General features: G+C 32.7%; 23 protein-coding genes. 3 read left to right on the top strand and 20 right to left on the bottom strand.

Going from position 1 to position 24,691, the window contains the following annotated elements; translation table 11 throughout:
• Positions 1-90: 90 nt before the first annotated feature.
• From argB to AB8U03_RS07085, 11 genes are all read right to left on the bottom strand, one after another.
• Complete coding sequence (argB, locus tag AB8U03_RS07135) at positions 91-942, bottom strand: acetylglutamate kinase (RefSeq protein WP_369703859.1); 852 nt, start codon at positions 940-942, stop codon at positions 91-93.
• Positions 943-984: 42 nt separating this feature from the next.
• Positions 985-2,205 carry a bifunctional glutamate N-acetyltransferase/amino-acid acetyltransferase ArgJ gene (gene argJ / locus AB8U03_RS07130; RefSeq protein ID WP_369703858.1) on the bottom strand — a complete coding sequence of 407 codons (1,221 nt, stop codon included), beginning with the start codon at positions 2,203-2,205 and terminating at the stop codon, positions 985-987.
• Positions 2,206-2,229: 24 nt separating this feature from the next.
• On the bottom strand, positions 2,230-3,264 hold the full coding sequence (gene argC, locus AB8U03_RS07125; protein ID WP_369703935.1) for an N-acetyl-gamma-glutamyl-phosphate reductase: 1,035 nt from the start codon (positions 3,262-3,264) through the stop codon (positions 2,230-2,232).
• Positions 3,265-3,577: 313 nt separating this feature from the next.
• The gene (locus tag AB8U03_RS07120) at positions 3,578-4,990 is read right to left on the bottom strand and encodes an FAD-binding oxidoreductase (protein WP_369703857.1); all 1,413 of its coding nucleotides are present in this window, start codon (positions 4,988-4,990) and stop codon (positions 3,578-3,580) included.
• A gap of 50 nt (positions 4,991-5,040) precedes the next feature.
• Positions 5,041-6,258, bottom strand: coding sequence for an electron transfer flavoprotein subunit alpha/FixB family protein (locus AB8U03_RS07115; protein ID WP_369703856.1), 1,218 nt, complete (start codon positions 6,256-6,258; stop codon positions 5,041-5,043).
• Positions 6,259-6,279: 21 nt separating this feature from the next.
• The gene (locus tag AB8U03_RS07110; RefSeq protein ID WP_369703855.1) at positions 6,280-7,068 is read right to left on the bottom strand and encodes an electron transfer flavoprotein subunit beta/FixA family protein; all 789 of its coding nucleotides are present in this window, start codon (positions 7,066-7,068) and stop codon (positions 6,280-6,282) included.
• Positions 7,069-7,115: 47 nt separating this feature from the next.
• Entirely contained in the window at positions 7,116-8,390 is a 1,275-nt protein-coding gene (gene larA, locus AB8U03_RS07105) for a nickel-dependent lactate racemase (protein ID WP_369703854.1), read from the bottom strand.
• Between the two features lie 23 nt (positions 8,391-8,413).
• Positions 8,414-9,940 (bottom strand): L-lactate permease, encoded by a 1,527-nt coding sequence (locus AB8U03_RS07100; RefSeq protein ID WP_369703853.1) that lies wholly within the window; start codon positions 9,938-9,940, stop codon positions 8,414-8,416.
• Between the two features lie 388 nt (positions 9,941-10,328).
• Complete coding sequence (locus tag AB8U03_RS07095) at positions 10,329-11,027, bottom strand: FadR/GntR family transcriptional regulator (protein WP_369703934.1); 699 nt, start codon at positions 11,025-11,027, stop codon at positions 10,329-10,331.
• A 71-nt stretch (positions 11,028-11,098) separates the two neighbouring features.
• Positions 11,099-11,752 (bottom strand): ribonuclease H-like domain-containing protein, encoded by a 654-nt coding sequence (locus AB8U03_RS07090; RefSeq protein WP_369703852.1) that lies wholly within the window; start codon positions 11,750-11,752, stop codon positions 11,099-11,101.
• A gap of 194 nt (positions 11,753-11,946) precedes the next feature.
• The gene (locus AB8U03_RS07085; RefSeq protein WP_369703851.1) at positions 11,947-12,672 is read right to left on the bottom strand and encodes an HAD-IB family hydrolase; all 726 of its coding nucleotides are present in this window, start codon (positions 12,670-12,672) and stop codon (positions 11,947-11,949) included.
• Between the two features lie 257 nt (positions 12,673-12,929).
• Here AB8U03_RS07085 and AB8U03_RS07080 point away from each other — a divergent pair, with 257 nt between their 5' ends.
• From AB8U03_RS07080 to AB8U03_RS07070, 3 genes are read left to right on the top strand one after another with little or no spacing between them, the layout of a single operon-like run.
• On the top strand, positions 12,930-13,157 hold the full coding sequence (locus AB8U03_RS07080; protein WP_369703850.1) for a FeoA family protein: 228 nt from the start codon (positions 12,930-12,932) through the stop codon (positions 13,155-13,157).
• A 59-nt stretch (positions 13,158-13,216) separates the two neighbouring features.
• Positions 13,217-14,986, top strand: coding sequence for a ferrous iron transport protein B (feoB, locus tag AB8U03_RS07075; RefSeq protein ID WP_369703849.1), 1,770 nt, complete (start codon positions 13,217-13,219; stop codon positions 14,984-14,986).
• Positions 14,987-15,002: 16 nt separating this feature from the next.
• Entirely contained in the window at positions 15,003-15,152 is a 150-nt protein-coding gene (locus AB8U03_RS07070) for a FeoB-associated Cys-rich membrane protein (RefSeq protein WP_369703848.1), read from the top strand.
• Between the two features lie 7 nt (positions 15,153-15,159).
• Here AB8U03_RS07070 and AB8U03_RS07065 read toward each other — a convergent pair whose 3' ends face one another.
• The 9 genes from AB8U03_RS07065 to AB8U03_RS07025 all read right to left on the bottom strand — a co-directional run bounded on the left by AB8U03_RS07065 (position 15,160) and on the right by AB8U03_RS07025 (position 24,669).
• The gene (locus tag AB8U03_RS07065) at positions 15,160-15,540 is read right to left on the bottom strand and encodes a CBS domain-containing protein (RefSeq protein WP_369703847.1); all 381 of its coding nucleotides are present in this window, start codon (positions 15,538-15,540) and stop codon (positions 15,160-15,162) included.
• A gap of 71 nt (positions 15,541-15,611) precedes the next feature.
• Entirely contained in the window at positions 15,612-16,409 is a 798-nt protein-coding gene (locus AB8U03_RS07060) for a ribonuclease H-like domain-containing protein (RefSeq protein WP_369703846.1), read from the bottom strand.
• A 68-nt stretch (positions 16,410-16,477) separates the two neighbouring features.
• On the bottom strand, positions 16,478-18,175 hold the full coding sequence (gene argS / locus AB8U03_RS07055) for an arginine--tRNA ligase (RefSeq protein WP_369703845.1): 1,698 nt from the start codon (positions 18,173-18,175) through the stop codon (positions 16,478-16,480).
• 99 nt (positions 18,176-18,274) lie between these two features.
• Positions 18,275-19,261 carry a UDP-glucose 4-epimerase GalE gene (gene galE, locus AB8U03_RS07050; protein ID WP_369703844.1) on the bottom strand — a complete coding sequence of 329 codons (987 nt, stop codon included), beginning with the start codon at positions 19,259-19,261 and terminating at the stop codon, positions 18,275-18,277.
• Between the two features lie 49 nt (positions 19,262-19,310).
• Positions 19,311-20,681: an N-acyl-D-amino-acid deacylase family protein gene (locus AB8U03_RS07045; RefSeq protein ID WP_369703843.1), complete on the bottom strand. Its 1,371-nt coding sequence runs from the start codon at positions 20,679-20,681 to the stop codon at positions 19,311-19,313.
• Positions 20,682-20,750: 69 nt separating this feature from the next.
• Entirely contained in the window at positions 20,751-21,827 is a 1,077-nt protein-coding gene (locus AB8U03_RS07040) for a polyamine ABC transporter substrate-binding protein (protein WP_369703842.1), read from the bottom strand.
• A 45-nt stretch (positions 21,828-21,872) separates the two neighbouring features.
• Positions 21,873-22,661, bottom strand: a complete 789-nt coding sequence (locus tag AB8U03_RS07035; RefSeq protein ID WP_369703841.1) for an ABC transporter permease — start codon at positions 22,659-22,661, stop codon at positions 21,873-21,875.
• A complete protein-coding gene (locus AB8U03_RS07030; RefSeq protein WP_369703840.1) occupies positions 22,661-23,560 on the bottom strand; it encodes an ABC transporter permease in 900 nt (299 codons plus the stop codon). The genes AB8U03_RS07035 and AB8U03_RS07030 overlap by 1 nt, the downstream gene beginning before the upstream one ends.
• Positions 23,557-24,669, bottom strand: a complete 1,113-nt coding sequence (locus AB8U03_RS07025; RefSeq protein WP_369703839.1) for an ABC transporter ATP-binding protein — start codon at positions 24,667-24,669, stop codon at positions 23,557-23,559. The genes AB8U03_RS07030 and AB8U03_RS07025 overlap by 4 nt, the downstream gene beginning before the upstream one ends.
• Positions 24,670-24,691 lie beyond the last annotated feature (22 nt).

Genomic DNA, 24,691 nt, shown 5'->3' with positions numbered 1-24,691 from the left:
CCATTGTACAAAACTTATACAGCCTTGTAAATGGTCTTGCCCCCTTTTTATTATAAATTTTTAATACAATAAATTATTTTAACTTCCATTTTAAGAGATCATGGTTCCTATGCCGCTTTTTGAAAACAATTCTACAAGAAGACAATGAGGAACTCTTCCATCAATAATATGAGCACTTTTAACCCCACATTTGATAGCTTCAACACAACAGTTTACTTTAGGTATCATTCCTCCTTTTATAATATTGCTTTCGTATACCTTGGGAATATCCTTCAATTTTAATTCTGAAATCAATGTGGAGGGATCTTCTGAATCTTTCATAACCCCAGGTACATCTGTAAGAAGTATTAAATTCTGCGCTTTTAAAGCTGCTGCAATTCTAAAAGTACAAGTGTCTGCATTTATATTATATAATTCACCGCTATCTCCTCTAGCTACGCTGCTTATTACTGGAATATAGCCATTATCTATAGAATTATTAATAATCTCGGTATTTACATTTACTATTTCCCCAACCCTTCCTAAATCCATTTTAGAAGAAACTTTTTTGGCTTCAATCATAGCTCCATCTATTCCACATAATCCTATGGATTTTCCACCGTAACTTTCAATTAAATTGACCAAATCCTTATTGACCTTTCCGCAAAGCACCATTTGAACTATATCCATGGTTTCGTCGTCTGTATATCTCAATCCATCTATAAAAATACTTTTTTTATTTAGCTTTTTTAAATGGGAGGAAATAAAAGGCCCTCCTCCATGAACAACTACTATATTTATTCCAACGCATTTCATAAGTACCAGATCATTTATAACGCACCTTTTGAGTTCTTCATCTTTCATTACGCTGCCGCCATACTTGACAACTATAGTTTTACCTCTGTATTTCTGAATATAGGGCAGTGATTCTGCTAAAACTTTTGCCACCTCATTATAATCCATTATGTGCCCCCTTTTTTAATATAATCACTACAATTTAATTTCTTACGACATATAACTTCCATTGATTTTTATATAATCATAAGTTAAATCACATCCCCAGCAGCAAACACTACAACTGCCTGAATTGAAATTTAAAATTATACTCACTTCATCTTCCGATAATATATCCGTCGCTTTATCATTTGAAAAACTCACAGGCTCTCCATCTTTAAATACCAGTACATTCCCTTTCGAACTTTCCATGGATACCTGCAGCTTATTTATATCAAAATCCACTCCGGAGTATCCAACTGCATCCAGTATTCTTCCCCAATTTGCATTGCACCCAAAGAAGGCAGTTTTAACCAAACTGGAACATATTACTGACTTCCCAAGTATTTCAGCTTCCTTTTCATCAGGTACATTTAAAACTCTACACTCTATAAGCTTTGTAGCACCTTCTCCATCTTTTGCAATCATTTTGGCAATCTTTATATTTAATTTTTTAAGTGCCTCTAAAAATACCTTGTAATCATCATTTTCTTCTTCTATTACAGGATTTCCAGCTAATCCATTTGCAAGTATGAGCACCATATCGTTAGTTGAAGTATCCCCATCTACTGAAACTCTGTTATAACTTATCCTTACACTTTCTTTCAAAGCTTTTTCTAAAAGCTCAGAACTTATATTTATATCCGTTGTTATAAAGGAAAGCATAGTTCCCATATTAGGGTGTATCATTCCAGAGCCCTTAGCCATAATGCCAATAGTTGCTGTTTTACCGCTAATCTCTAATTTTAAAGCCATTGTTTTTTGGACAGTATCTGTAGTCATTATAGCTTTTGAAGCATCGTTATATCCCTGTTTATCCAATCTTTTAACAAGTTCAGGTACTGCATTTTTTATAGCTCCAATGTTTAATTTAAACCCTATAATTCCTGTAGATGCAACAAGTACATTGTCACTTTCAATCCCAAGTTCTTTTGCTGCATATTCACACATCTGCTCTGCATTTTTTATTCCTTCCTCACCTGTACAGGTATTTGCATTGCCACTATTTGCTATAATTGCCTGAGCACTTTTATTTTTCAAATGCTTCTTAGTAACTAAAAGTGGTGCTCCTTTAACTTTGTTTTTCGTATAAACTCCTGCTGAATTGCAAAGCTTAGTAGATTTTATAAGTGCTAAATCTTTTAAATTTTCACCTTTAAGGCCACAGCTAATTCCTGAGGATACAAATCCCTCTGGAGAAGTAACTCCACCATCAATAATTTGAAATTTCATTTTAACAGCCTCCTTGAAATTTAATTAAAAAATTGCAGGAACATCGGTAAGACCTTCTGTCTCATCAAATCCTAAAAGGATATTCATATTTTGAATCCCCTGTCCTGCCGAACCTTTCATCATATTATCCAAACAAGATATAACTATCAATTTATTATTTTCTTCATCAAAGTGTAGAGATATATGACAGTAATTTGAAAGCCTAACATTATTTATTTTTGATATTTCTCCAAGAGGAAGTACTTTCACAAAATTCTCTTTTTTATAGAATTCACAATATTTTTCATGCACTTTTTCTATATCCATTGGTTTCTTTGGAGTTGTATAAATTGTAGATAAAATTCCCCTGTTTATTGGAATCAAATGGGGGACAAATGTCAGTTTCACATTTTCTTTAGATATATTACTTAAATTTTCTTCTATCTCCGGTGTATGCCTGTGATTTGCCACTTTATAAGGAGCAAAGCTTTCATTGCAATTTACGAAATGGCTGCTTTCAGTAAGATTTTTTCCCGATCCAGTCACCCCTGATTTGCAATCTGCAATTATTCCATTCTCTTCTATTAATCCTCCAGAAATAAGCGGTAAAAGAGCAAGTTCAACAGAAGTAGCATAACATCCCGGGTTACCTATAATCTGCGATTTTCTTATATACTCTCTATTTAATTCCGGAAGCCCATATACAGCTTGTTCATGTAAACTATGTGCAAGAAAACTTTTACCATACCATTTTTTATATAAAGCTTCATTTTTAAATCTAAAATCTGCCCCCATATCTATACATACCTTGTCTTTATGGATCGCCTTTTCAACAATAGATTCACTTAATCCACTGGGCAATGCCAAAAACATTAAATCACTTTTTTCCATAACCTCCTGTTGACTTTCACATACAAGTTCATTGAGTCCATAAAACCCTGGATATATACTGGAAATAGATTTTCCTTTATATTGAGCAGAAGATATTCCGGATATTTTTACTTTATTATGATTTGACAAAAGCCTTACAAGTTCTGCCCCAACATAACCTGTTCCTCCGATAATTCCTACTTGTATCAAATTCATTCTCCCCTTCTTTTTAATTAAATTTATTTATGGGATTTATAAGCTATCAGTTTTTTATATATTATTTTAAATATGTAGTTATTATATGACTTTATGAATAAATATGCAATATTTTTTATAAAAATTAATTTATTTTTTTTAATTTTTCTATGATACATAAGATTTTATATTATATTAAGTTATTATTGCAGTATTTCTTTTATTATAAATATACAATAACTTAAATAAAACATTTTATTAAAATTTGAATGTTTTCTGTAAAAAATAAAAGCCTTCGTAAAATATTACGAAAGCTTTTATTTTTCAATTATTCACAAACCTTACCTGGATTTAATATATTTTTAGGATCAAAGGCAAGTTTTATATTTCTCATGAGCTGAATATAATCCTCTCCATACTGACGAGATATATACTTTTTCTTGGCATACCCAATTCCATGTTCACCTGAAACAGCTCCTTTTAAATCTTCGGATTTCTTATACATGCAATCAAATACATCACTTAACTTTTTATTCCATTCCCCATTTGAAAGATCATCTTTTAAAATATATACATGTATATTTCCATCCCCTGCATGCCCAAAACTTCTTATTCTTATATTAAATTGTTTCTGAAGCTCATCTGTATATTTTACAAATTCAGCTACCTTGTTTCTTGGGACAACCACATCACATTCATCCATATCGGTAGTTGTGGCTTTAACTGCTTCCAAAAATGCCCCTCTCGCAGACCAGACTGATTCCTTTCTCTCATCTGTATCTGAAATATATACATCAATAGCTCCCTCTTTTAAACATATATTTGCCACTTTTTCATAATCAGCCTCTATTTGCTCCCTACTGTTTCCATCAAAAGTAAGCAGTAAATATGCATCTGATGATTTATCCGGGAATTTCTTACCTAAAAACTCTTCTGCTGCAAGTATAACTTCTCTCTGCATAAATTCTATAGCAGTTGGTATAGCTTTGGACTTTATTATTTTTGGAACCGTGGTTATGGCCCTATTCAAATTAGGAAAAGGTACAAGTAAACTTATTGATTTTTTAGGAAGCGGGAGGAGCTTTAGTATTACTTTTGTAATTATTCCAAGAGTTCCTTCAGATCCGCATATTAAATCCTTTATACTGTAACCAGAACTGTTTTTAACTACTTTACCTCCTACTTGTATAATATTCCCATTTGGAAGTACTACTTCAAGTCCTCTTACATAATCCCTTGTAACACCATATTTAACGGCCCTCATTCCACCTGCATTGGTATTTATGTTTCCTCCAATAGTAGCTGACTTTTCCCCCGGATCTGGTGGATAAAACAAATCATGACTTTCTACAAACTTGGCTATCTCCATAAGAAGAACTCCTGGTTCTAGTGTTAAGGTAAGATTCTCCTCATCTAATTCAAGTATATTGTTCATCTTAGTTAAGTTTATCATTATTCCACCTTCTATTGGAACTGATGAACCAACCAATCCTGTTCCTGAACCCCTTGCCACCACTGGGATGTTGTTTTTGTAGGCATAAACCATTATTTTTGAAACTTCTTCTGCACTTAAAACTTCTACCATAACATCAGGATATCTGCTTACTCCACCTAATTCATCATGACTGTAATCCTCATTTATATTTTCACCAGTAAAAACTCTATCTTGCCCAAGTAAATCTACAAAAAACTTTATATCATTGTTATCTAATTTTTTATATCTTTCAATACACATTTCCATATTTTTTCCTCCAAACTAAACTTAAAGATTTGAAATACACTGGATAATTTTTAAACCAATTCATATAATCCCTTTAATCCCTTTTCTGATTTAATATTCTCTATAAGTTTCGGTATAATTTCATATATGTCTCCTACAATACCGTAGTGAGCTACATCAAATATAGTTGCCTTTGGATCCTTATTTATTGCAATAATCAGATCAGAATTATTCATACCAGCTACAAATTGAACTGAACCGGATATGCCGCAAGTTATTATAAGTTTTGGTTTAACTGTTCTTCCGCTTAATCCAATTTGCCTCTTTGCATCTATCCATCCTGCTTCTATAAGTGGCCTGGTAGTAGCTACCTGACCTCCAAGTAAGTCGGCAAGTTCTTTTATCATTGCTAAATCCTTTTCAGATTTAACACCTCTGCCCGCTGCAACTATAACATCTGCCTCTGATATTTCTTCTTCAATTTCTTTTTTAGTTACCCTCAGCACTTTTATCCCAGATTTAAACTTTGTTTTGTCCAAATGTTGTATATTTATTTTTCCTGAAGTATTTTCCGATCTTTCAGGAGCATCCATGACTTTATATCTTACTGTAGCAAGCTGTGGTCTATGGTTTGGATTTAGTATCTGAGCCATTATATTACCACCAAATGCAGGCCTTATTTGTACAAGATCCGTATTTTCTTTCATATCAAGAACCGTGCAATCAGCAGTAAGGCCAGTCCTAAATCTAGCTGCAACTCTAGGAGCAAGGGATCTACCCACTGTAGTTGCACCTACAAGAAGAGTTGATGGCTTGACTTTATTTATGAAATCTTCCAACGCTGCTGTATAAGGTTCTATTCTAAAATCTTTAAGATCCTCATAATCATATACAAAAACCTCATCTACACCATAATGCAATAATTCTTCTGCCTTGTCCTTTATATTATATCCTACAAATACCGCATATACTGGATGATTTATTTTTGCTGCCAATTCCCTGGCTTTACCTATAAGTTCATAAGTCACAGGATGTATATTTCCTCCTACATGATCTACATATACGGATATTCCTCTCCAAAGACTTTTATCTATTTCTTCGACCTTATCCTCTATAAATTGCACTACTCCCTCAGGGCCTTTTTTTACACACAATTTACACATTTTGCAGGCAGCATTTATTTCTAAACCTCCATTTTTGTTTTCCATAGCACCAAAAGGACATATACCAACCAATTCCTCTATAACGGAAGGCGTAAGCTTATCTTTATTTATTACCAATTTACCCATTTTTCAATTCCTCCTAATAATTTATATAAACTTACATTCTCTAAGTTTTTTAGTTAATTTATTTGTCAATTCTTCTGCAGTTCCATTCCACATTTCTTTATCAGTATTTACCTCCGGTGGGAATATTCTCTCTACTTGTGTAGGCGAACCATTAAGCCCATACATGTTTTCATTTTTATCCTCAAAATCCTTATAACCCAACACCTTAACTTCCCTGTCTTTTGTCTCGATCTTTTTCTTAAAAGATGGAAGTCTGGGTTGAAATATGTCTTTTTCCACTGTTAAAAGGCATGGAAATTTTACCTCTGATATTTCCACAGTATTAGGCATATCCATTTTAACAATCAAGGAATCACTTTTTATTTCTTCAATACTTAAAACATTAGCTATATGTGGTATTCCTAAATTCTCTGCCATCTCAGGTCCTACCTGCGCTGTATCGCCGTCTGTAGTCTGTTTTCCACAAAGTATTAAATCTATATGTCCCATCCTTTTTATTCCCTGGGATATAGTATAAGAAGTTGCCAATACATCTGCTCCTGCAAATTTTCTGTCGGATAGCAGCACACCTTCATCTGCCCCCATCATATAAGCTTCTTTTATTACATCAGAGGCCTGAGGCGGTCCCATACTTATTACTTTTACTATTCCACCATGCTTTTCTTTAATTCTAAGTGCAGTTTCCAATGCATATAAATCATAAGGATTCATTTTGGAATCTATACCTTCTCTTTTTAATACTCCCGTTACAGGATCGACTTCAACTTTTGATGTCCCTGGAACTTGTTTTATACATACTAATATATCCATTTAAACTACCTCCAAAATTTATATAAACTTAAAAATAATTTTATTGTCTAATTTACAATTACAGCAACTCCATCCGGTATAACAGTAACTTTTGCATTTCTCCCCACAATGTCATATGCTTTATTCAGAGCTTCTTTAATAGTATAGGCATGTTGCATGTGGATACTTTTTATAATCTCAGGTTGACACATATCAGTAACCATAATTACAGTACATTTATGAAGTATTCTGGCAAGTATCTGAGATTCCCATTGATCAGGTACAGTTTTTCCTCTTGGAACCTTAGAAACTTTTTCCAAAAATTCTTCTGGGGATTTCACATGAGCTAAATTATTGTAAAATCCTTCACCGCCGTGACCATCATTACAGGCAGACACCATTATTATTACTCCACCTTCTCTGCAGGTTGCTTCTGCTGCGGTCATTCCCTTAACTGCTTGATATATATTTTGATCCAATGGATAACCGCCATTGGTGGAAATGGCAATATCTGCTTCTACCTTATTCACTTTAGATAACTTCATGACAAATCTACAGCCCTCTTCATGAGCCAATTTACTATTACCCGCAAAAGCATTTATTATTTTTTTATTTCCATCTATAACTACATTTACTATAAAAGCTAACTTTGCCTTTTCTGCGGCATAGAGCATATCCTTATGAATTGGATTATCTTTTAATTTACCTGTTCTAGCATATGGGCTTGATATAAATTCCGAACAATGATTGGCCATAATGGTTTTCCTTGAAGCTATTCCAGGAAGTATACTTTTTCTTCCACCTGAAAATCCCGCAAAAAAATGAGATTCTATAAAACCCTCTGCAATTAAAAGTTCTGTTTCTACTGCTATCTTATTAATTATAAGTTCCCCTCCTGATGGAAGTGTACCTACCTTGATCAAACTGGCATCATTCCCCGAGTCATGAACTATTATATTTTCATTTTTGACTATTTCTTCACCAAATTTATCTATGAGTTCTTCCCTAGTAGTAGCCCTATGAAATCCTGTTGCAATTAAAATCTTTATATCAATATTGGGATTTATCTTCCTTATTCTTTTTAAAAGTATGGGCATTATAATTTTACTTGGAACTGGTCTTGTATGATCGCTGCTTATTATAACCATATTGTTCTTATTTTTAACCAGCTCCTCCAGCTTCGGAGATCCTATGGGATTGTCAAGTGCACTTTCAACTATTTCAGATTCCGTAAGTTCTGTTTTATAACTTTCTGCTTTTGACTCAAGTACTGCCGCAAGGTTTTTATCATCTATTTCAACTTCAACAGTTCTTTTATTATAAGGTAATTTTATTACTGGCATAGGCAAACCTTCCCTTCTTCAATTTAATTAAACCCAAATATAGGTCCTGCAAAATAAGCAATTAGCCCTAATATAATTACATATACTACACAAAATTTCAAAGTGGCATTTAATATTTTCCCCTCTTGTCCCACAAGCCCTGTAGCTGCTGTAGCAACTGCTATACTTTGAGGTGATATCATCTTTCCTGCCGTAGCTCCTCCTGTATTTGCAGCCGCAAGCCAGAACTCATTTAAATGAAGTGATCTTGCAACTTCCACCTGAAGACCTCCAAACAATACATTAGCTGATGTGTCACTTCCAGTTACAAATGTACCCAGAGCACCTATTATGGGAGCAATAAGAGGATAAAATCTTCCTGTAGCACTTACTAAGACTACTGATATTGATTTTATCATCCCGCTGTAACCCATTACTTTTGCAAGTGCCACTATGGCAATTATGGTGATAGCTGATTTATACATTTGTTTAAAGGTATTGCCTAGAACTTTTAATATCTCCATAAATTTGGCACCCTGAATAAGTCCTCCTATAAAAGTTGCTATTATAATCAGTGTTCCTGGAGTTGACACCCAATTAAATACATAAGGTGATGCTCCTTTTCCAGAATAAATAAGTATTGATGTTTTTATTGAAGAAAGTGCCTTATTTATTGGCGGGAACAACGCACTGCTCAATATTACAAATATAAAAACCAATATGAATGGCAGCCATGCTAATACCCCCTGTTTAAGGGAAACCTTTTCAGCATCTTTTGCGGCAGTATCTTTATAGAATATTTTAGCTACAGCTATTGTAACCACCATACATACTACGGAACCAAGTATTGCAGGAAGCTCTGCCCCTAAATATTTTGCTGCTAACAATTGAGGAACTGCAAAAGAAATACCAGATGCAAGAGATATTCCCCAAAAACCTTTTATGGCCTTTACACTCTTACCTGTAAGCATTACAAGTATAATAGGTACAATAATAATTAAAATAGTCAGTTGAAGACCTACTGCATAGCTAAGTTGTGTTACATCAATATTGGAAACCTTTGCAAGGGTTGTCACGGGAATCCCTATGGCTCCAAAAGCAGTAGGAGTGGTATTGGCAATTAAACATATGATAGCTGCAAAAACAGGGTTAAATCCAAGCCCTGCAAGTATGCTGGCCGGTATTGCAACTGCAGTTCCAAACCCCGCTATGGCTTCCATAAATCCTCCAAAAGCCCAAGCTAAAATGAGCACCAGTATCCTGTTGTCTGTTGTTATACCCGTCATCATTTTTTTAATTGCATCCATACTTTTAGTGTAAACGGTAAGATTGTAAGTAAATACAGCTGCTATTATTACAATCATAATAGGCCATACGGCAAGGGCAAATCCCTCCAGTGTTGCAGTTGCAGCATTTAAAATTGGCATTTTCCATACCAACATTCCTAATAATATAGTAATAATCAGTGTAAAAGGACAAGTTTTATGACCTGGTATTTTCAAAACACCTAATGAAACCATCAGCCATACTATTGGTATTAGCGCAATGAAAAAAAGTAAATAAACATTCATTCTAATCCTCCCCCCAAGTTCTATCTATACGTTATGGTACTATGTGTTATGGTACTATGGTACTACCAGTTGTGAGATAATCATATCACAACTGTTTCAATATTTCCATAATTGTTATTTTCTTAACATCAATTTATTTTATAGAATTAATTAATTTATATTACGGCTATAACGTTTACAGCATAATCATATAAATAAAAAAATTTATTTATATGAAAATTAAATATAAATATCCTATATTAGTTAATAAATTAACCAATATAAAAAATCTATTTACTTTAACCGCAGACAGCATAAAATTTTATTTAATATGCAGAATTTATTAATACAGCATATTAAATGAAATTTTAGCATCTATTAAAATAATTGTAGCTCTTTAAAAATTTTTTTATATATGACTTTTTATATATGCATTGGTAAAATCAAGGTGTTTTTTCATTTCATCTGAAGCTCTTTTCACATCATGATTTCTGAGTGCCTCGTATATTCCCATATGCTGCTTCGCAAGCACTTCTACATTTTCCTTGTTTACCAATATTTTGCTTCTAGCATCTTTTAAAAAGGCATCCATTAAGGAAGACATGGCATTTAAAATATTTATTATTAAAAAATTTCCCGCAGCCTGTGCAATTTCATAATGAAATTGTTTATCAAATTTTACATTATCCTGCTCATTTCTAGAAGTCTTGAAGGCGTCTGATAATTTTTTTAAACTCTTTAACTGATCTTCATTTATTTTTCCTGCAGCCATAGAAGCAGTTTCTATTTCTATAAGTCTTCTAACGTCCATTATTTCTTCAGGATTCCCTCCTTGAAGCATAAACATTACAGAAAGAGGTTCAAACAAACTTTCTTCAAAACTCTGCCTTATAAAATTGCCCTCACCTTGTCTACTTTCTATTAAACCCATAACTTGCAGTGCCCTTAATGCTTCCCTTATAGAAGTTCTGCTTACCTGCAGATGTTCTACCAATTCCCTTTCCGAGGGAAGCTTATCCCCTTTTTTCAGGGTGCCGTCTACAATCATATTCTCAATTTGTTCTATTACCTGCTCATATACCTTTGTACTCTTTATAGGAGTAAAAATCAAGTTATTCACCTCCTCATAAACATAGCTAATATATATATTACAATATTCGATATCTTTTTTAAAGTATTTTATATAGAATTTACAAAAACATCGTTCCATTTTGTATATATATCAAAAAGACTAACTACATCCTGCTCATTATATAACAATATTTTTTCTTTTTTCATGTTTGGCATTCTATTTATATATTCACTATCCTTCACTATCTTACAAAAGGTTTTAGCCAGATTTGAACCACTTATAACACCATTTTCACGGGTGATCCCAAATTCCTTTTCCAGTGCCTTCAATCCTATGGATTTATGGATTTCATTCTCATATTGTTTCTGTAAATCTATACTTATAAAATAATCCTGTATATTAAATTCCATATTATATTTTTTAAAAAGATAATTTATCACTGTAAAATCATTATTTCCTGAAAAAGTAACTATATATTTTTTACCCTTTTCAATCATGGTCTTAAAATACCTTTTTGATAATTTAAGTATGGATTTTACATCTTTTTTATTTTCTATCATATATTGAGTTACTTTCAAGCTCTCATTTTTATAATCATAAAAACAGCATCCAAATACACCTATACATATGGGTTTTTTATATATATAATGTTCCAGATCAAAAAATACAGCATCTTTAAAAATACATTTATTATCACCCACCTTTAATGAATTCTCTATCACTGGTTTTTTTACGTCAATATCATTAATTCTTTCTATCACTTTACCACTCTTTTCTAACTATTCTAAATTACACAATTTAAACTTTATACAGTTGTATATATTTTGTATATTAATCCTCCAATTTATCCGCTGGATGGCATTGCTAACGCTCACAGCTTCGTAAAACAGCGAGATAAGCAATGCTACATCCCTGGATAAGGAAAGGCATTTCTTATTGACAAATTCCACAGCACCTAAAGACACTTGATATTTTCTGCTTTTAATTTATATATCATATCTTTTCTTTCAACTACTATATTTATTTTCTTACTCAATACTGCATCATCTAATATTTCTTTTAAAAGCTCCCTGGTAGGGTTTACACATACAGGATTCTTAACCATCTTCATCATTGAAAAATCACCTGAAGTATCTCCATAAGCATAACTTTTATCCAAATCTATATCATACTTTTTAACAAGCATATCTATGGAATTTTTTTTGCTTTCACTATCCCACATTGGAACAACTTCTCCTGTATACACATCGTCGCTGTTTCTAATATATACAGCACCAACGTAATCATCAAATTCATGTTTAATTGCCATTTCCTTCACCAATTCTACAGGGCTTCCTGATACAGTCAATATCTTGTCTCCCCTTTCTTTATGCCATTTTATCCTGTCTCTAGTATAAGAATATACTCTATCTCCTTTTTGTGCCACTACATTTTTAGCTATAAATTCAACCTGAGACTTATGAAGACCTTTTATGGCTTCAATATATATATCTGCCATTTTTAAAAGATAGTTGTCATAATTTCCTTTTCTCTTATCCCACCTATCATATTCTGGTTTAACTTCTTTATACCACCTTTCAGCGGGTATTATCTCATATTTAACCAATTTTTTAAAAACTTCTGTTATAAGACCTTCTCTATATAAAGTACCGTCAATATCAAAAAAAGCTACAGTATTCATATCTGTTATTTCTCCTTTATATTTATATAAAAATTCTATTTTACAATATTATTTTAGCACATATCTATATTTTAGTTTTACAAGTCCCTAGAGAAATTTTAAAAAACCCTCTTAATATTATAGTAAAAATACAAAATATATGATAATTTATTTTTATATACCAGTTCATTGACAGTACATATTAAATATGATATTATGAATTCAGGAAATGATAATGATTTTCATTACTTATAAATTAATTGTTGAGGTGATTTATTATGAGCATTTGTGATTTAAGACCTGGCGAAAAGGGATTTATAAAAAGTTTAAGTGGAGATAAGAAATTAGTTAAAAGACTTCTAGCTCTTGGCTGCATAGAAGGTACTGAAATACTTGTAAAGACTTCTGCCCCCTTAGGAGATCCAATCGTTATAAATTTAAGAGGTTTTAATCTGGCTATACGTAAAAGAGATGCAAAAAATATATCAATAGCTGATTTAATTTAAGTGTTTATTGATTATAATGTAAGTATTGATAGTATACTATGGATGACAGGAGGATTATTATGATTGTAGCAGCTTTACTGGGAAATCCAAATGTAGGTAAAACTTCTTTATTCAATCACTTAACTGGTTCAAATCAATATGTAGGCAATTGGCCTGGAGTAACTGTAGAAAAAAAAGAGGGTTATATAGACAATTCTATAAAAATAGTAGATTTGCCAGGTATATACGCTATGGATACTTATTCCAATGAGGAAAAGGTATCAAAGGAATTTTTATTAAATGGTGACCCAGATGTTATAATAAATATTGTAGATTCTTCCAATTTAAATAGGAATCTATATTTGACTACTCAATTAAAACAATTTAATAAGCCTATTGTATTAGTGTTAAATATGCTGGATGTAGCTGAATCAAAAGGCTTTAAAGTAGACTTTTCGATATTATCTAAAGAACTTGGAGTACTTGTAGTCCCAATTATAGCAACTAAGGGAGCGGGAATAGACAAACTTCTTGAAATTTTAAAGAATGGTGATTTTAAGCAATCTGCTGATGACAGTGAAAAATTTAAATTTGAGAATGAAAAAGAAGCTTATTCTTATATAACCGATGTTCTGAAAAAATGTTTGACAAGGACAAAAAAAGATATCACCTCTATTACTGAAAAAATAGACAAGATAGTTTTAAATAGGTTTTGGGCTTACCCAATATTTTTATTAGCACTTATATTAATTTTTAAATTTACCTTCAGTTGGGTAGGCCAACCTATAGCAGATACTCTTAGTGATTTTGTAGATGGTTCTTTAACCCCTTATTTAAAAGGACTACTTTCATCAACCAGTCCTTGGTTTAGTTCCTTTTTAGTTGATGGTATCCTTGCTGGAGTAGGATCTGTAATTGTATTTTTCCCAGTTATATTTTGTCTGTTTCTCGGTGTATCATTTTTAGAAGATAGTGGATACATGGCAAGAGGAGCTTTTATAATGGATAAGCTTATGAGGAAAATGGGTCTGTCTGGAAAAGCATTTATTCCCCTTATAGTAGGTTTTGGATGTTCAGTTCCGGCAATTATGTCTTCCAAAACTTTAGAAAGTGAAAAGGACAGAAAATTAACAGCTTTATTGGTACCTTTAATGTCATGTAATGCCAGACTCCCAATATATGCCCTGTTTGCATCTGCTTTTTTCGTGAATCATAAAACCACTGTGGTTTTTTCCCTATATATTCTCGGAATTGCAACAGCCTTTTTAATTGGAATTCTTTTTAAAAACACTATATTTAAGAAAGATGAAGAACCTTTCATAATAGAACTTCCAGAATATAATATTCCCCAAGCACGAAGTTTGCTTTTCCATACCTGGGAAAAAGCTAAGGGGTTTTTAAGAAAAGCTGGTACAATAATATTTTCCATGTCCGTTCTAATTTGGTTTTTATCTAATTTCAATTTATCCGGCATGGTGGATATGGATAAAAGTATTTTATCTTCCATTGGAAACTTTATAAGTCCTATATTTGCACCTATGGGATTTGGCAACTGGCAGAGTTCAGTATCACTTATAACCGGCATTATGGCTAAGGAAATCGTGTTAAGTACTATGGGAATTGTATATGGCGGAAACTTATCTACCATATTGCCTACTCGTTTTACACCTATTTCTGCTTATGCTTTTTTAGTTTTTGTACTTCTTTATACTCCATGTATATCATCAATAGCGACTATGAAAAAAGAATACGGAAATAAAATGGCTGCTTTTTCTGTAACATATCAAATTCTACTTGCATGGATAGGTTCTTTCCTGGTATTCAGAATAGCTACTTTGATATTTGGCTGATGGAGGTGCTTTTATAATGTTTTTGGAAATTGTAATAACAGCTGTAGTAGTGCTAGCTGCAGGTTATATATTATATAGAAATCTTAAAGATAAATCTAAGGGTAAATGTGATTGCTGTTCCACTACCAACTGCCCTTATCATGATACTAAGAAAAAAAAGTCCTAATTACATATTAGGACTTTTTTATTAGGTAATCCATTATATCTTCAATGGATACAATTCCTTCTACTATATTTTTATCATCAATTATGGGAATAGCTATTATATTTTTTTCTCTCAATCTCTTTGCTACAGTAAAAATATTCTCATCACTATAGGCAGTAACTACGTCCTTTGACATAACCCAATCTACTGGACAAGTGTCATAATGCCCCTCTTCCATCAAAAATCTATATATATCCGCCTTCACTATCATTCCAACTAATTTTCCATCTTCATCCACTACCGGTGCACCATTTATATTATGATTGTCCATAACATTTAAAGCTTTACACAGGCTATCCTCTTTCTTTAATTTTATAATATGAGAACGCATTATTTCTTTTACTGCCATATACCCACCTCCCCTTCTATTATACAACATCTTCATGGATTTCAAAAGTTTTAGATTAAATTAAAATACTATTAATAACTGCTGTTTATTATATTTACTAATTCATCTGAATTATTCTCACCTTTCAATAGGTATTCTATAGTATGAGAGGCCGCCTTTTTAGATATTCTATTCAGCTGTATATCTAAATTTATCTTATTTTTTCTCAAAAGAACCCTTAAATATTTTAGCTGTTTCTCAGTAATACAATCTTTTCTTACAAGAATATTGCTGTCCTTTATTTTAATAGCAAGTTCATGAATTTTAGGCAAATTTAACACATCTTCATAATTATGAAGCATTATGGTGTCTTTTATATGTTTATCTTTAGATAATAAAAATTCCTCATAAAGATCAACACTGATACCCCCATCTATTTTATCTCTCCTGTTTATGCCTATATATTTCTCTACGGTCTTCAAATTACACCTTTCCATACCAAGCTGTTTGTAATATGGCCTTATAATCCTGTATAAATCCACATGATACCTGGGGGAAGTAAAACATATATTGTTTTGAACCATTCTTTCCTTTATAAATGGCTCATCAAAAGCCATGCCGTTATAAGAACACCATATATTATCCTTTTGAATATCTACGGAAAATTTATATAATATCTCCTTTTCATCCTTTAAATCATCTGCAAAATACTGTTTTACTTTAAATTTGTTTTTTCCTAAAAACTTCCCCAAGGATATGAGTATTATACTATGACTCTCTCTGTCAAACCCTGTAGTCTCTATATCAAAATATGATATATTCTCCATATTACATTTTAAAAATTCACTCTCTCCTATGGTTGTAACCTGTTCATATTCTTTAATTTCCATAATATCCGTTACCTAATGTAACTTCTCCTCTCTTAATTCTATAATACACCTTGAAACATCAATCAATACTACATTTTTTCAACTACATCAATTCCCAGCAGATTTAATCCATTTTTCAATACCTGACAGGTTGCCTTTACAAGCTGAAGTCTGGCAATTTTTATAGTTTCGTCTCCTGCATTTATAATACTGTGGGCATTATAGAATTTATTAAAAGCTTTTGCTACGTCTATTACATATCTGGTTACCATAAATGGTTCTAATTTATCTATGGCATTTAATATAGAACTTTTAAAATTATTGAGGACTTTTGCAAGTTCAAATTCTTCTTTGCTATTTAATTTACTGTAATCCACATCACCATTTATATTTTCTGACTTCCTCAATATGCTCTTTCCCCTAGCATAGCTATATTGAACATAGGGACCAGTTTCTCCTTCAAAACTCAACATTTCATTCCAGTCAAATACTATGTCCCTCTCCCTGTTGTTTTTTAAGTAAGTAAATATTACAGCTCCTATTCCAACCTTTCGAGCAACTTGAAGCTTATTTTCCAACTTAGGGTTTTTTTCATCTATTATTTCAAGAGTTCTTTGTACCGACTTATTTAAAAGATCCTCTAAAAATATTACATCGCCTTTTCTTGTAGAAAGCTTTTTATCCGCAAATCTGACTAATCCAAAGCCCACATGTACACATGAATCCGCCCAGTCCTCTCCCATTAATTTAAGGGTAGTAAACACCTGTTTAAAATGAAGTGATTGATCCATTCCCACCACATATATGCACTTGGAAAAATCATAAGTTTTTTTTCTGTATATAGCTGCCGTTAAATCTCTAGTGGCATATATAGTTGCACCATCTGATTTTTTTACAATGCAAGGGGGTATATTATATTTATCAAGCATAACAACTTTTGCTCCATTGCTCTCTACAAGAAGTCCTTTTTTATCTATTTCTTCAATAACCGCATCCATTTTATCCGTATAAAAACTTTCTCCTGCATAGGAATCAAAATCCACTCCCAATAACGCATATATCTTTTTAAATTCTCTAAGGCTCAACTCCTTAAATTTCTTCCAAAGTTCAACTTCCTCTTTGCACCCATCTTCTAACCTCTTAAAGTGCATTCTGCCCTCCTCATTAAGAGCAGGATCTTTTTCCGCTTCTTCATGAAATTTTACATATATTCTCAAGAGCTCTTTTATAGGATCTTTATGGAGTTTTTCTTCATCGCACCATCTTTTATATGCAGCTATAAGCTTTCCAAATTGAGTTCCCCAATCTCCCAGGTGGTTTATTCTAGTACAATTATAGCCCTCAAAACTCATCATTTTATAGAGGGAATTTCCGATGGCAGTACTAAACAGATGACCTACATGAAATGGTTTTGCAATATTAGGAGAAGAATATTCCACAACTATATTTTTTCCTTTTCCTATAGATGAACTTCCATATTTGTCTCCCTGCTCCAGCACCTTCGTCAATACATCTCTTGTAAATGTATTTTTATCCACAAAAAAATTTAAGTAAGCTCCCTGATTTTCAATTTTTTCAAAATAATTTTTTTCTATTTTATCCTTTAATTCCTGTGCAATTATATTAGGTGATTTTTTTAGATTTTTTGCCAATTGAAAACATGGAAATGCATAGTCCCCCATTTCAGGCTTTGGAGGTATCTCTATTAAACCTTCTATAAAATCCAGTTGTAAATTTACATTTATATTTTCTTGAATTTTTTCTGCTACTAGTTTCTTATAATCCATATGATTGTTAAATAAACACGGGTCTACTTAACACTTTTCAGCTCCTCTCCTATTTATCATTATTTTTCATTTCCCATTCATATTCACTATGTATTGTACTTACCTCTCATATCCATCGGGGTGATTCTTATGCCAATTCCATGCAGTTTCAATAATCATCTCAAGAGAATTATATTTTGGATTCCAACCAAGTTCTTCCCCTGCTTTTTTAGAAGAAGCCACCAGTACAGCAGGATCCCCTGCTCTTCTTGGAGCAATCTCAGCATCTATTTTTTCACCAGTTACTTGCCTCGAAACTTCAATCACTTTCTTTACAGAAAAGCCTCTGCCATTTCCCAAATTGTAAGTTTTACTTTTTCTGTCACTCATAATTTTATTTAATGCCAAAAGATGAGCATCAGCTAAATCCGTAACGTGTACATAATCTCTTACACAGGTTCCGTCTTCAGTATTATAGTCGTCCCCAAATATAAATATTCTATCTCTTTTTTTCAAAGCTACTTCAAGTATTATTGGAATCAGATGAGATTCTGGTCTGTGATCTTCTCCAATAACTCCGCTTACATGTGCTCCTGCAGCATTAAAATATCTAAGTGCTGCATATTTTATTCCATAAGCCCTATCGCTCCACTTTAATATCTTCTCCACTGTAAGTTTTGATTCACCATAAGGATTGGTAGGGCAGGTCTGTGCATTTTCTAAAATAGGTACACTTTTGGGTTCCCCATAGGTAGCTGCTGTTGATGAAAAAACTATATTTTTTACACCATACTTTTTCATGGCTTTTATCAGATTTAAAGTGCCTCCTACGTTGTTTTCAAAATATTTAATGGGTTCATTTACACTTTCTCCCACCAGAGAATAAGCTGCAAAATCTATTACTGCTTCAATTTCATTTTCTGAAAAAACTTTATTTAGTGCACCTTCCTCTCTTAAATCTCCTTCATATACCTTACCGCCTAAAATAGCATTTTTATGTCCTTTTTCAAAATTATCCAATATTATAACTTTTTTTCCTTCCTCCAGCAACCTTGCAACCATATGACTGCCTATATATCCAGCTCCACCGCAAACCAAAATCGACATTATAAAAATCCTCCTAAAATGTATAATAATATATATTTTATATCTAAAATCATTTCATTTCAATTGCCCTTCCAGGCAAGACTCCCCTTTTGATCTTACCATTTTCAAATACTATCTGTCCATTTACAATTACATAATAAACTCCTTCAGGATATGCATCTGGTCTACCTCTTCCTAAAAACTCCGATTTATCACAAATAGTATTCAGGTCAAATATAACTAAGTCTCCATCACATCCTACAGCCATTCTGCCTTTATTTCTAAGTCCAAGTATATGAGCTGGTGTCAAAGTGCACTTTTCAATAGCCTTGATAGGTGAAATATACTTTTTCTCTCTTACCATCTTTCTGAAAAGCCGTGGAAAAGTACCTGTATTTTGTGGATGTCCTTCTCCCATATTGCCTGTAGGACTAGATCCTGAATCCGAGGACAATACTATATAATCTTTTAAAAGGGCTTCGTAAATTTCTTCCTCCACTCCAGTATTACAAATTATTATTGTATTTTCCTTTTTTCTTCTCATACTTTCATATAATTTTTTTGTAAGGCACCTTCCTCTAAGCTTTCCAGAAGCAATATATAAATCACTGAACTTCCACCCAAATTCTCTAATATGCTCTTTGTCAAAAACACTAGTGCTCATACCTGTGGCAAAAGAAGTATACATACCGCTGTCTGCCCATATATTAACTCCCCTTTTTCTTGCCTCATCGAGAATGTCAAGTGCTTCAGTCATAACCCCTGTTCCATACTGATATACCAGATGGGACACCTGTACTAACGCTCCAGTGAGTTCAGAAATTCTAACAGCTTCCCTAAGTGACTCTAGATCATTAGGGGCCTTAAGTCTAGTGTGAATAGAAATTAATTTTTTATACTTCGAAGCTATTTTACTTAAAGCTATAACTTCTTCAAAAGAAGATCCTGGAGCATATTCAAGTCCAAAGGATAATCCTACTGCACCATTATAAAATTCTTTTTCCAAAATGGCCTTCATCTTTTCTATCTCATTTTCTGTTGCTCCAATATAAGAGTTAGTAATTCCCACTCTGTGCCTCAAACTAAATGAATGTCCTATAAATTGAAGCTGATTTATCAAAAATCCATTTCCATTTTGTACTCTGAAAAATTCATCTAAGTTCAATGGCCCACCACCGCAATTGCCTCCTACTGTGGTAGTGACCCCTTGAACCAAGGATAATTCTCCACAACTCATATTCCCATCAATATGGGCATGAATATCTATAAACCCAGGACTTACTATATAACCTTTAGCATCTATTTCTCTTTTTCCCTTTATATTCTCGCTGGTAATTGCAGCTATCTTGCCATTTAGCAGTGCTATATTGCCTCTCAATATAACCTCCTGCTCCGGATCCGCAATTTGAGCATTTTTTATAACTACATCATAGATATTCATAAAATTAACCCCCCTTCAAAATACTTTTTTCTGTGAATACATTTGATTTCTAAAAGTATTTCCTAAGTATTACTTCTGTTTAAATTCAGACCATATTAAGTCATAAGTTTTTGTAGCACTTCCTACATCTTTAAACCTTTCAGCTCTCTTTAACTCTGCATCCGGTATAAATACCGCCTTATTATTCAAGTATTCTTTAGACATGTATTTTTTAGCAGCCTTATTTGTATTTACATACTCATTAGCTGTAGTAGCCTCATTACTTATCTTACCGTCCAACATAAAATTTATAAACTTTTCTGCATTTTCTTTATGAGGTGCCTTTACTGGTATAATAAAATTATCTTCCTCGGCATTCATTCCTTCTTCAGGATATACTATTTTGAATTTTGGATTTGACTTAACTGCTGCGGATGCCTGCGAACCATACATGAATCCAACCGTAGCATCACCGTTTATAAGACTGTTATGTGGTGTATCTGCATCAAACACTTTTACATTCGGCTTTAGTTTATCTAGTTCCTGTTTAGCCTGATCCAATTTTTTAGGATCTGTTTCATTCATGGAATAGCCTAATTTCTTAAGTGTCATACCTATTACTATTCTAGGATCATCTACAAGCACTATTGAATTTTTAAGTGCAGGATTCCAAAGATCCTTATACCCTTTTATAGGGAAATTCACCTTTTCAGAATTATATACAATCATCTGGCTGCCCAGGGTATATGGTATAGAATATTTGTTGTCTTTATCATAGGGCTGAGCTAAAAATTGAGGATCCACATTCTTATAATTAGGTATTTTTGATTTATCTATAGGCTGCATTAAAATATCTTTTTGTTTCCCCATAACTTCAATAATATAATCACTGCATATTACTACGTCATACTGAGATCCCTTGGAAGCCTGAAGTTTTGCAAGCATCTCCTCATTGGTAGAAAAGTTACTGTAATTTACTTTTATTCCAGTTTGTTTTTGAAACTCATTTACTACAGAATCAGGTACATAATTGGCCCAGGTAAATAAATTTACCACCTTTTCACTGCTATCAGATGTTTGCTTTTGATTTCCACAGGCAGATAAGGTAAACATCAAACATGTAGTCATCACTCCCAGACTTAATAACTTCAATAATTTCTTTTTCATTATATATTCCTCCCTAATTTTATACTATATAAATATATGAACCACCTATACTTTTTTAGCCCCTATTATTTTAATGGATTGTGCAAAAATTAAGATGCCAAAAGTAATCAAGAGCATTAAAGTACAAAGTGCGTTGATTTCCGGAGATAAGCCAAATTTAAGCATGGAAAATATTTTTATAGGTAAAGTTGTACTTTCCGGTCCTGATACAAAAAAGTTTATAATTACATCATCAAAAGACAGGACAAAAGCAATCATTGCTCCCGAAAGTATACCAGGCAATATCAGTGGAAATATAATGCTCGTGAATACTTTAAACCTATTGGCTCCCAGATCCATAGCCGCATCTTCAATATTGGAATCAAATCCTGCAAGTCTTGACTTTACTACAATAAATACAAAAGGTATGCTAAAAGTAGCATGGGATAAAACCAATGTACCTATACCAAGTGAAAACCCCATCTGTGAAAAATACATAAGTAGGGCAATACCCATAATTATTTCAGGAATAACAATAGTTATATTTAAAAGTCCTTCTACCACACTCTTGCCTTTAAAATTGTACTTGTATAACCCAACAGCTCCTATTGTTCCTATTATGGAAGAAACCACAGTACTTGCAACCGCTATAACTAAGCTGTTTTTAAATGCTACAATAACATTTAAATCCTCAAATAATTTTTTATACCAGTCTATGGTAAATCCTGTCCACCCAGTTCCCGTTACTGCCTGATTGAAAGAATAGGCTACAACTACAAATATAGGTAAGTATAAGAATATAAATATTATTCCAATATATATGTTGGAAATTCCTTTAAAAAATTTAGTTTTCATCAGAAAACCTCCAAATCAATTTTCTTGCCCACTAATTTCACGCTGATACCCACAATAATCAAAACGGCAATTATCATAATTATAGATACAGCTGCTCCAAAAGGCCAATCCCTTGATACTAGAAATTGATTTCTAATGAGGTTTCCCATAAGCATTACTTTGCTTCCACCCATGAGATCACATATATAAAATAATCCAAGAGAAGGTATAAAAACCAGAATACATCCCGCAATCACCCCTGGCATGGTTAGAGGCAAGGTCACAGTTAAAAAAGCTCTAAACGGATTTGCCCCCAAATCCTCAGCCGCATCAATATAAATTTTTTGTATCTTTTCTATAGAAGTGTAAAGTGGAAGTACCATAAATGGGAAAAGAGTATATATCATTCCTACAAGTACTGCTCCATAAGTGTAAAGCATCTCCAGCGGTTCACTTATAAGTCCTATTTTAATAAGTACATTATTTATAAGTCCTCCTGTACTCATAAGTATCATCCATGCATAGGTTCTTATAAGAGAATTTGTCCAAAAAGGAATAATTATTAACATTATCGCCAGTATACGAAATCTCTTTGGTATTTTCACCACCAGATACGCAAAAGGATATCCTAGAACCAATGTGCACAGTGTAGTTATAAACGCAATGGATATAGAATCAAAAAATACTTTAAAATAAAGAGGAGATATAATTCTTTTATAATTTTCCACAGAAAATGTAAAATCTATACCCCCATTTACTCCCCTTTGAAGAAAACTTATGAATACAATATACAAAATGGGAACTGCCATAAAAAATATCATCCAGATAGAAATGGGAAGTATAAAAAAATTCTTTTCAAAATTTGGAATCCATCTTTTAATTATATTTCTTCCATGCGTGGATTTACTTTCAGTTCTCAACTCACCATCACCTTTTCCCCTGCCTCCAATTTATTGTCTTCTCTTTTTGGGTTTATTATTACGGCATCCTGCGGATCCCAGTATATCCAAACAGGTTCATCTATCTTTGGCACCTCCAAATTTTTATTATAATTAATTGAAGTTACCTTTCTTCCATCCTCCAAAACAAAAGTGGTTCTTATATTAGATCCTAAATACATATTTTCTTTAACTACTGCTTTAAGACTAAAATGCTCAACACTTCTTAGAGAATACTTGATATTTTCCGGTCTAACCAGTATACAGACTTCATCCTCCACTTCCAATGATTTATTGTTTGCAACTATTTTTGAATTTTTTGTTTTCAATAAAGCCTTATCTCCAAAAATATTTTCTACTGTTGAATCAAACAAATTGGATTCACCTATGAAGCTTGCCACAAACTTGGTTTTGGGCCTTTCATATATATCTCTAGCATCACCTAACTGTTCTATAACTCCAGCATTCATTATAACTATTCGATCAGATATATTAAGAGCCTCTTCTTGATCATGGGTTACATATATAAAAGTTATACCTAATTTTTGCTGAAGAAATTTTAATTCCATTTGCATTTTTTTTCTGAGTTTAAAATCCAATGCCCCTAAAGGTTCATCCAGAAGCAATATTTTAGGGTTATTTATAAGTGCTCTTGCAATTGCCACCCTTTGTTTTTGACCACCACTTAACTGGCTTGGCATTCTCTTTTCATAATTATTAAGTTGTACAAGCTCTAGCATTTTAGTTACACGTTTTTTTATTTCTGTCCTCTTAAATTTCTTGATCTTAAGTCCATAGGCTATATTGTTATACACATTCATATGGGGAAAAAGGGCGTAATTCTGGAAAACAGTATTGATGTTTAATTCATAGGGTTCTTTATTTTCTATGTGTTGTCCATCTAATAGGATGTTTCCACTAGTAGGTTTTTCAAATCCTGCAATCATTCTAAGTGTAGTAGTCTTCCCACAACCGCTAGGCCCTAGAATAGTTAAAAATTCACCTCTTTTAATATCTATGGAAATATTTTTTATTACCTTTTGATTATTAAATATTTTTATCAGATTAACAAGTTTAAGTATAGTATCCAATGTTTTTCACCTCCAGATTATA

The sequence above is a fragment of the Clostridium moutaii genome, assembly GCF_041205085.1.
In the GTDB taxonomy this organism is placed as follows: Bacteria; Bacillota; Clostridia; order Clostridiales; family Clostridiaceae; genus Clostridium_B; species Clostridium_B moutaii.
Note: the sequence above shows the minus strand (reverse complement) of the source record. Positions and strands in the feature narration are given on the sequence as shown.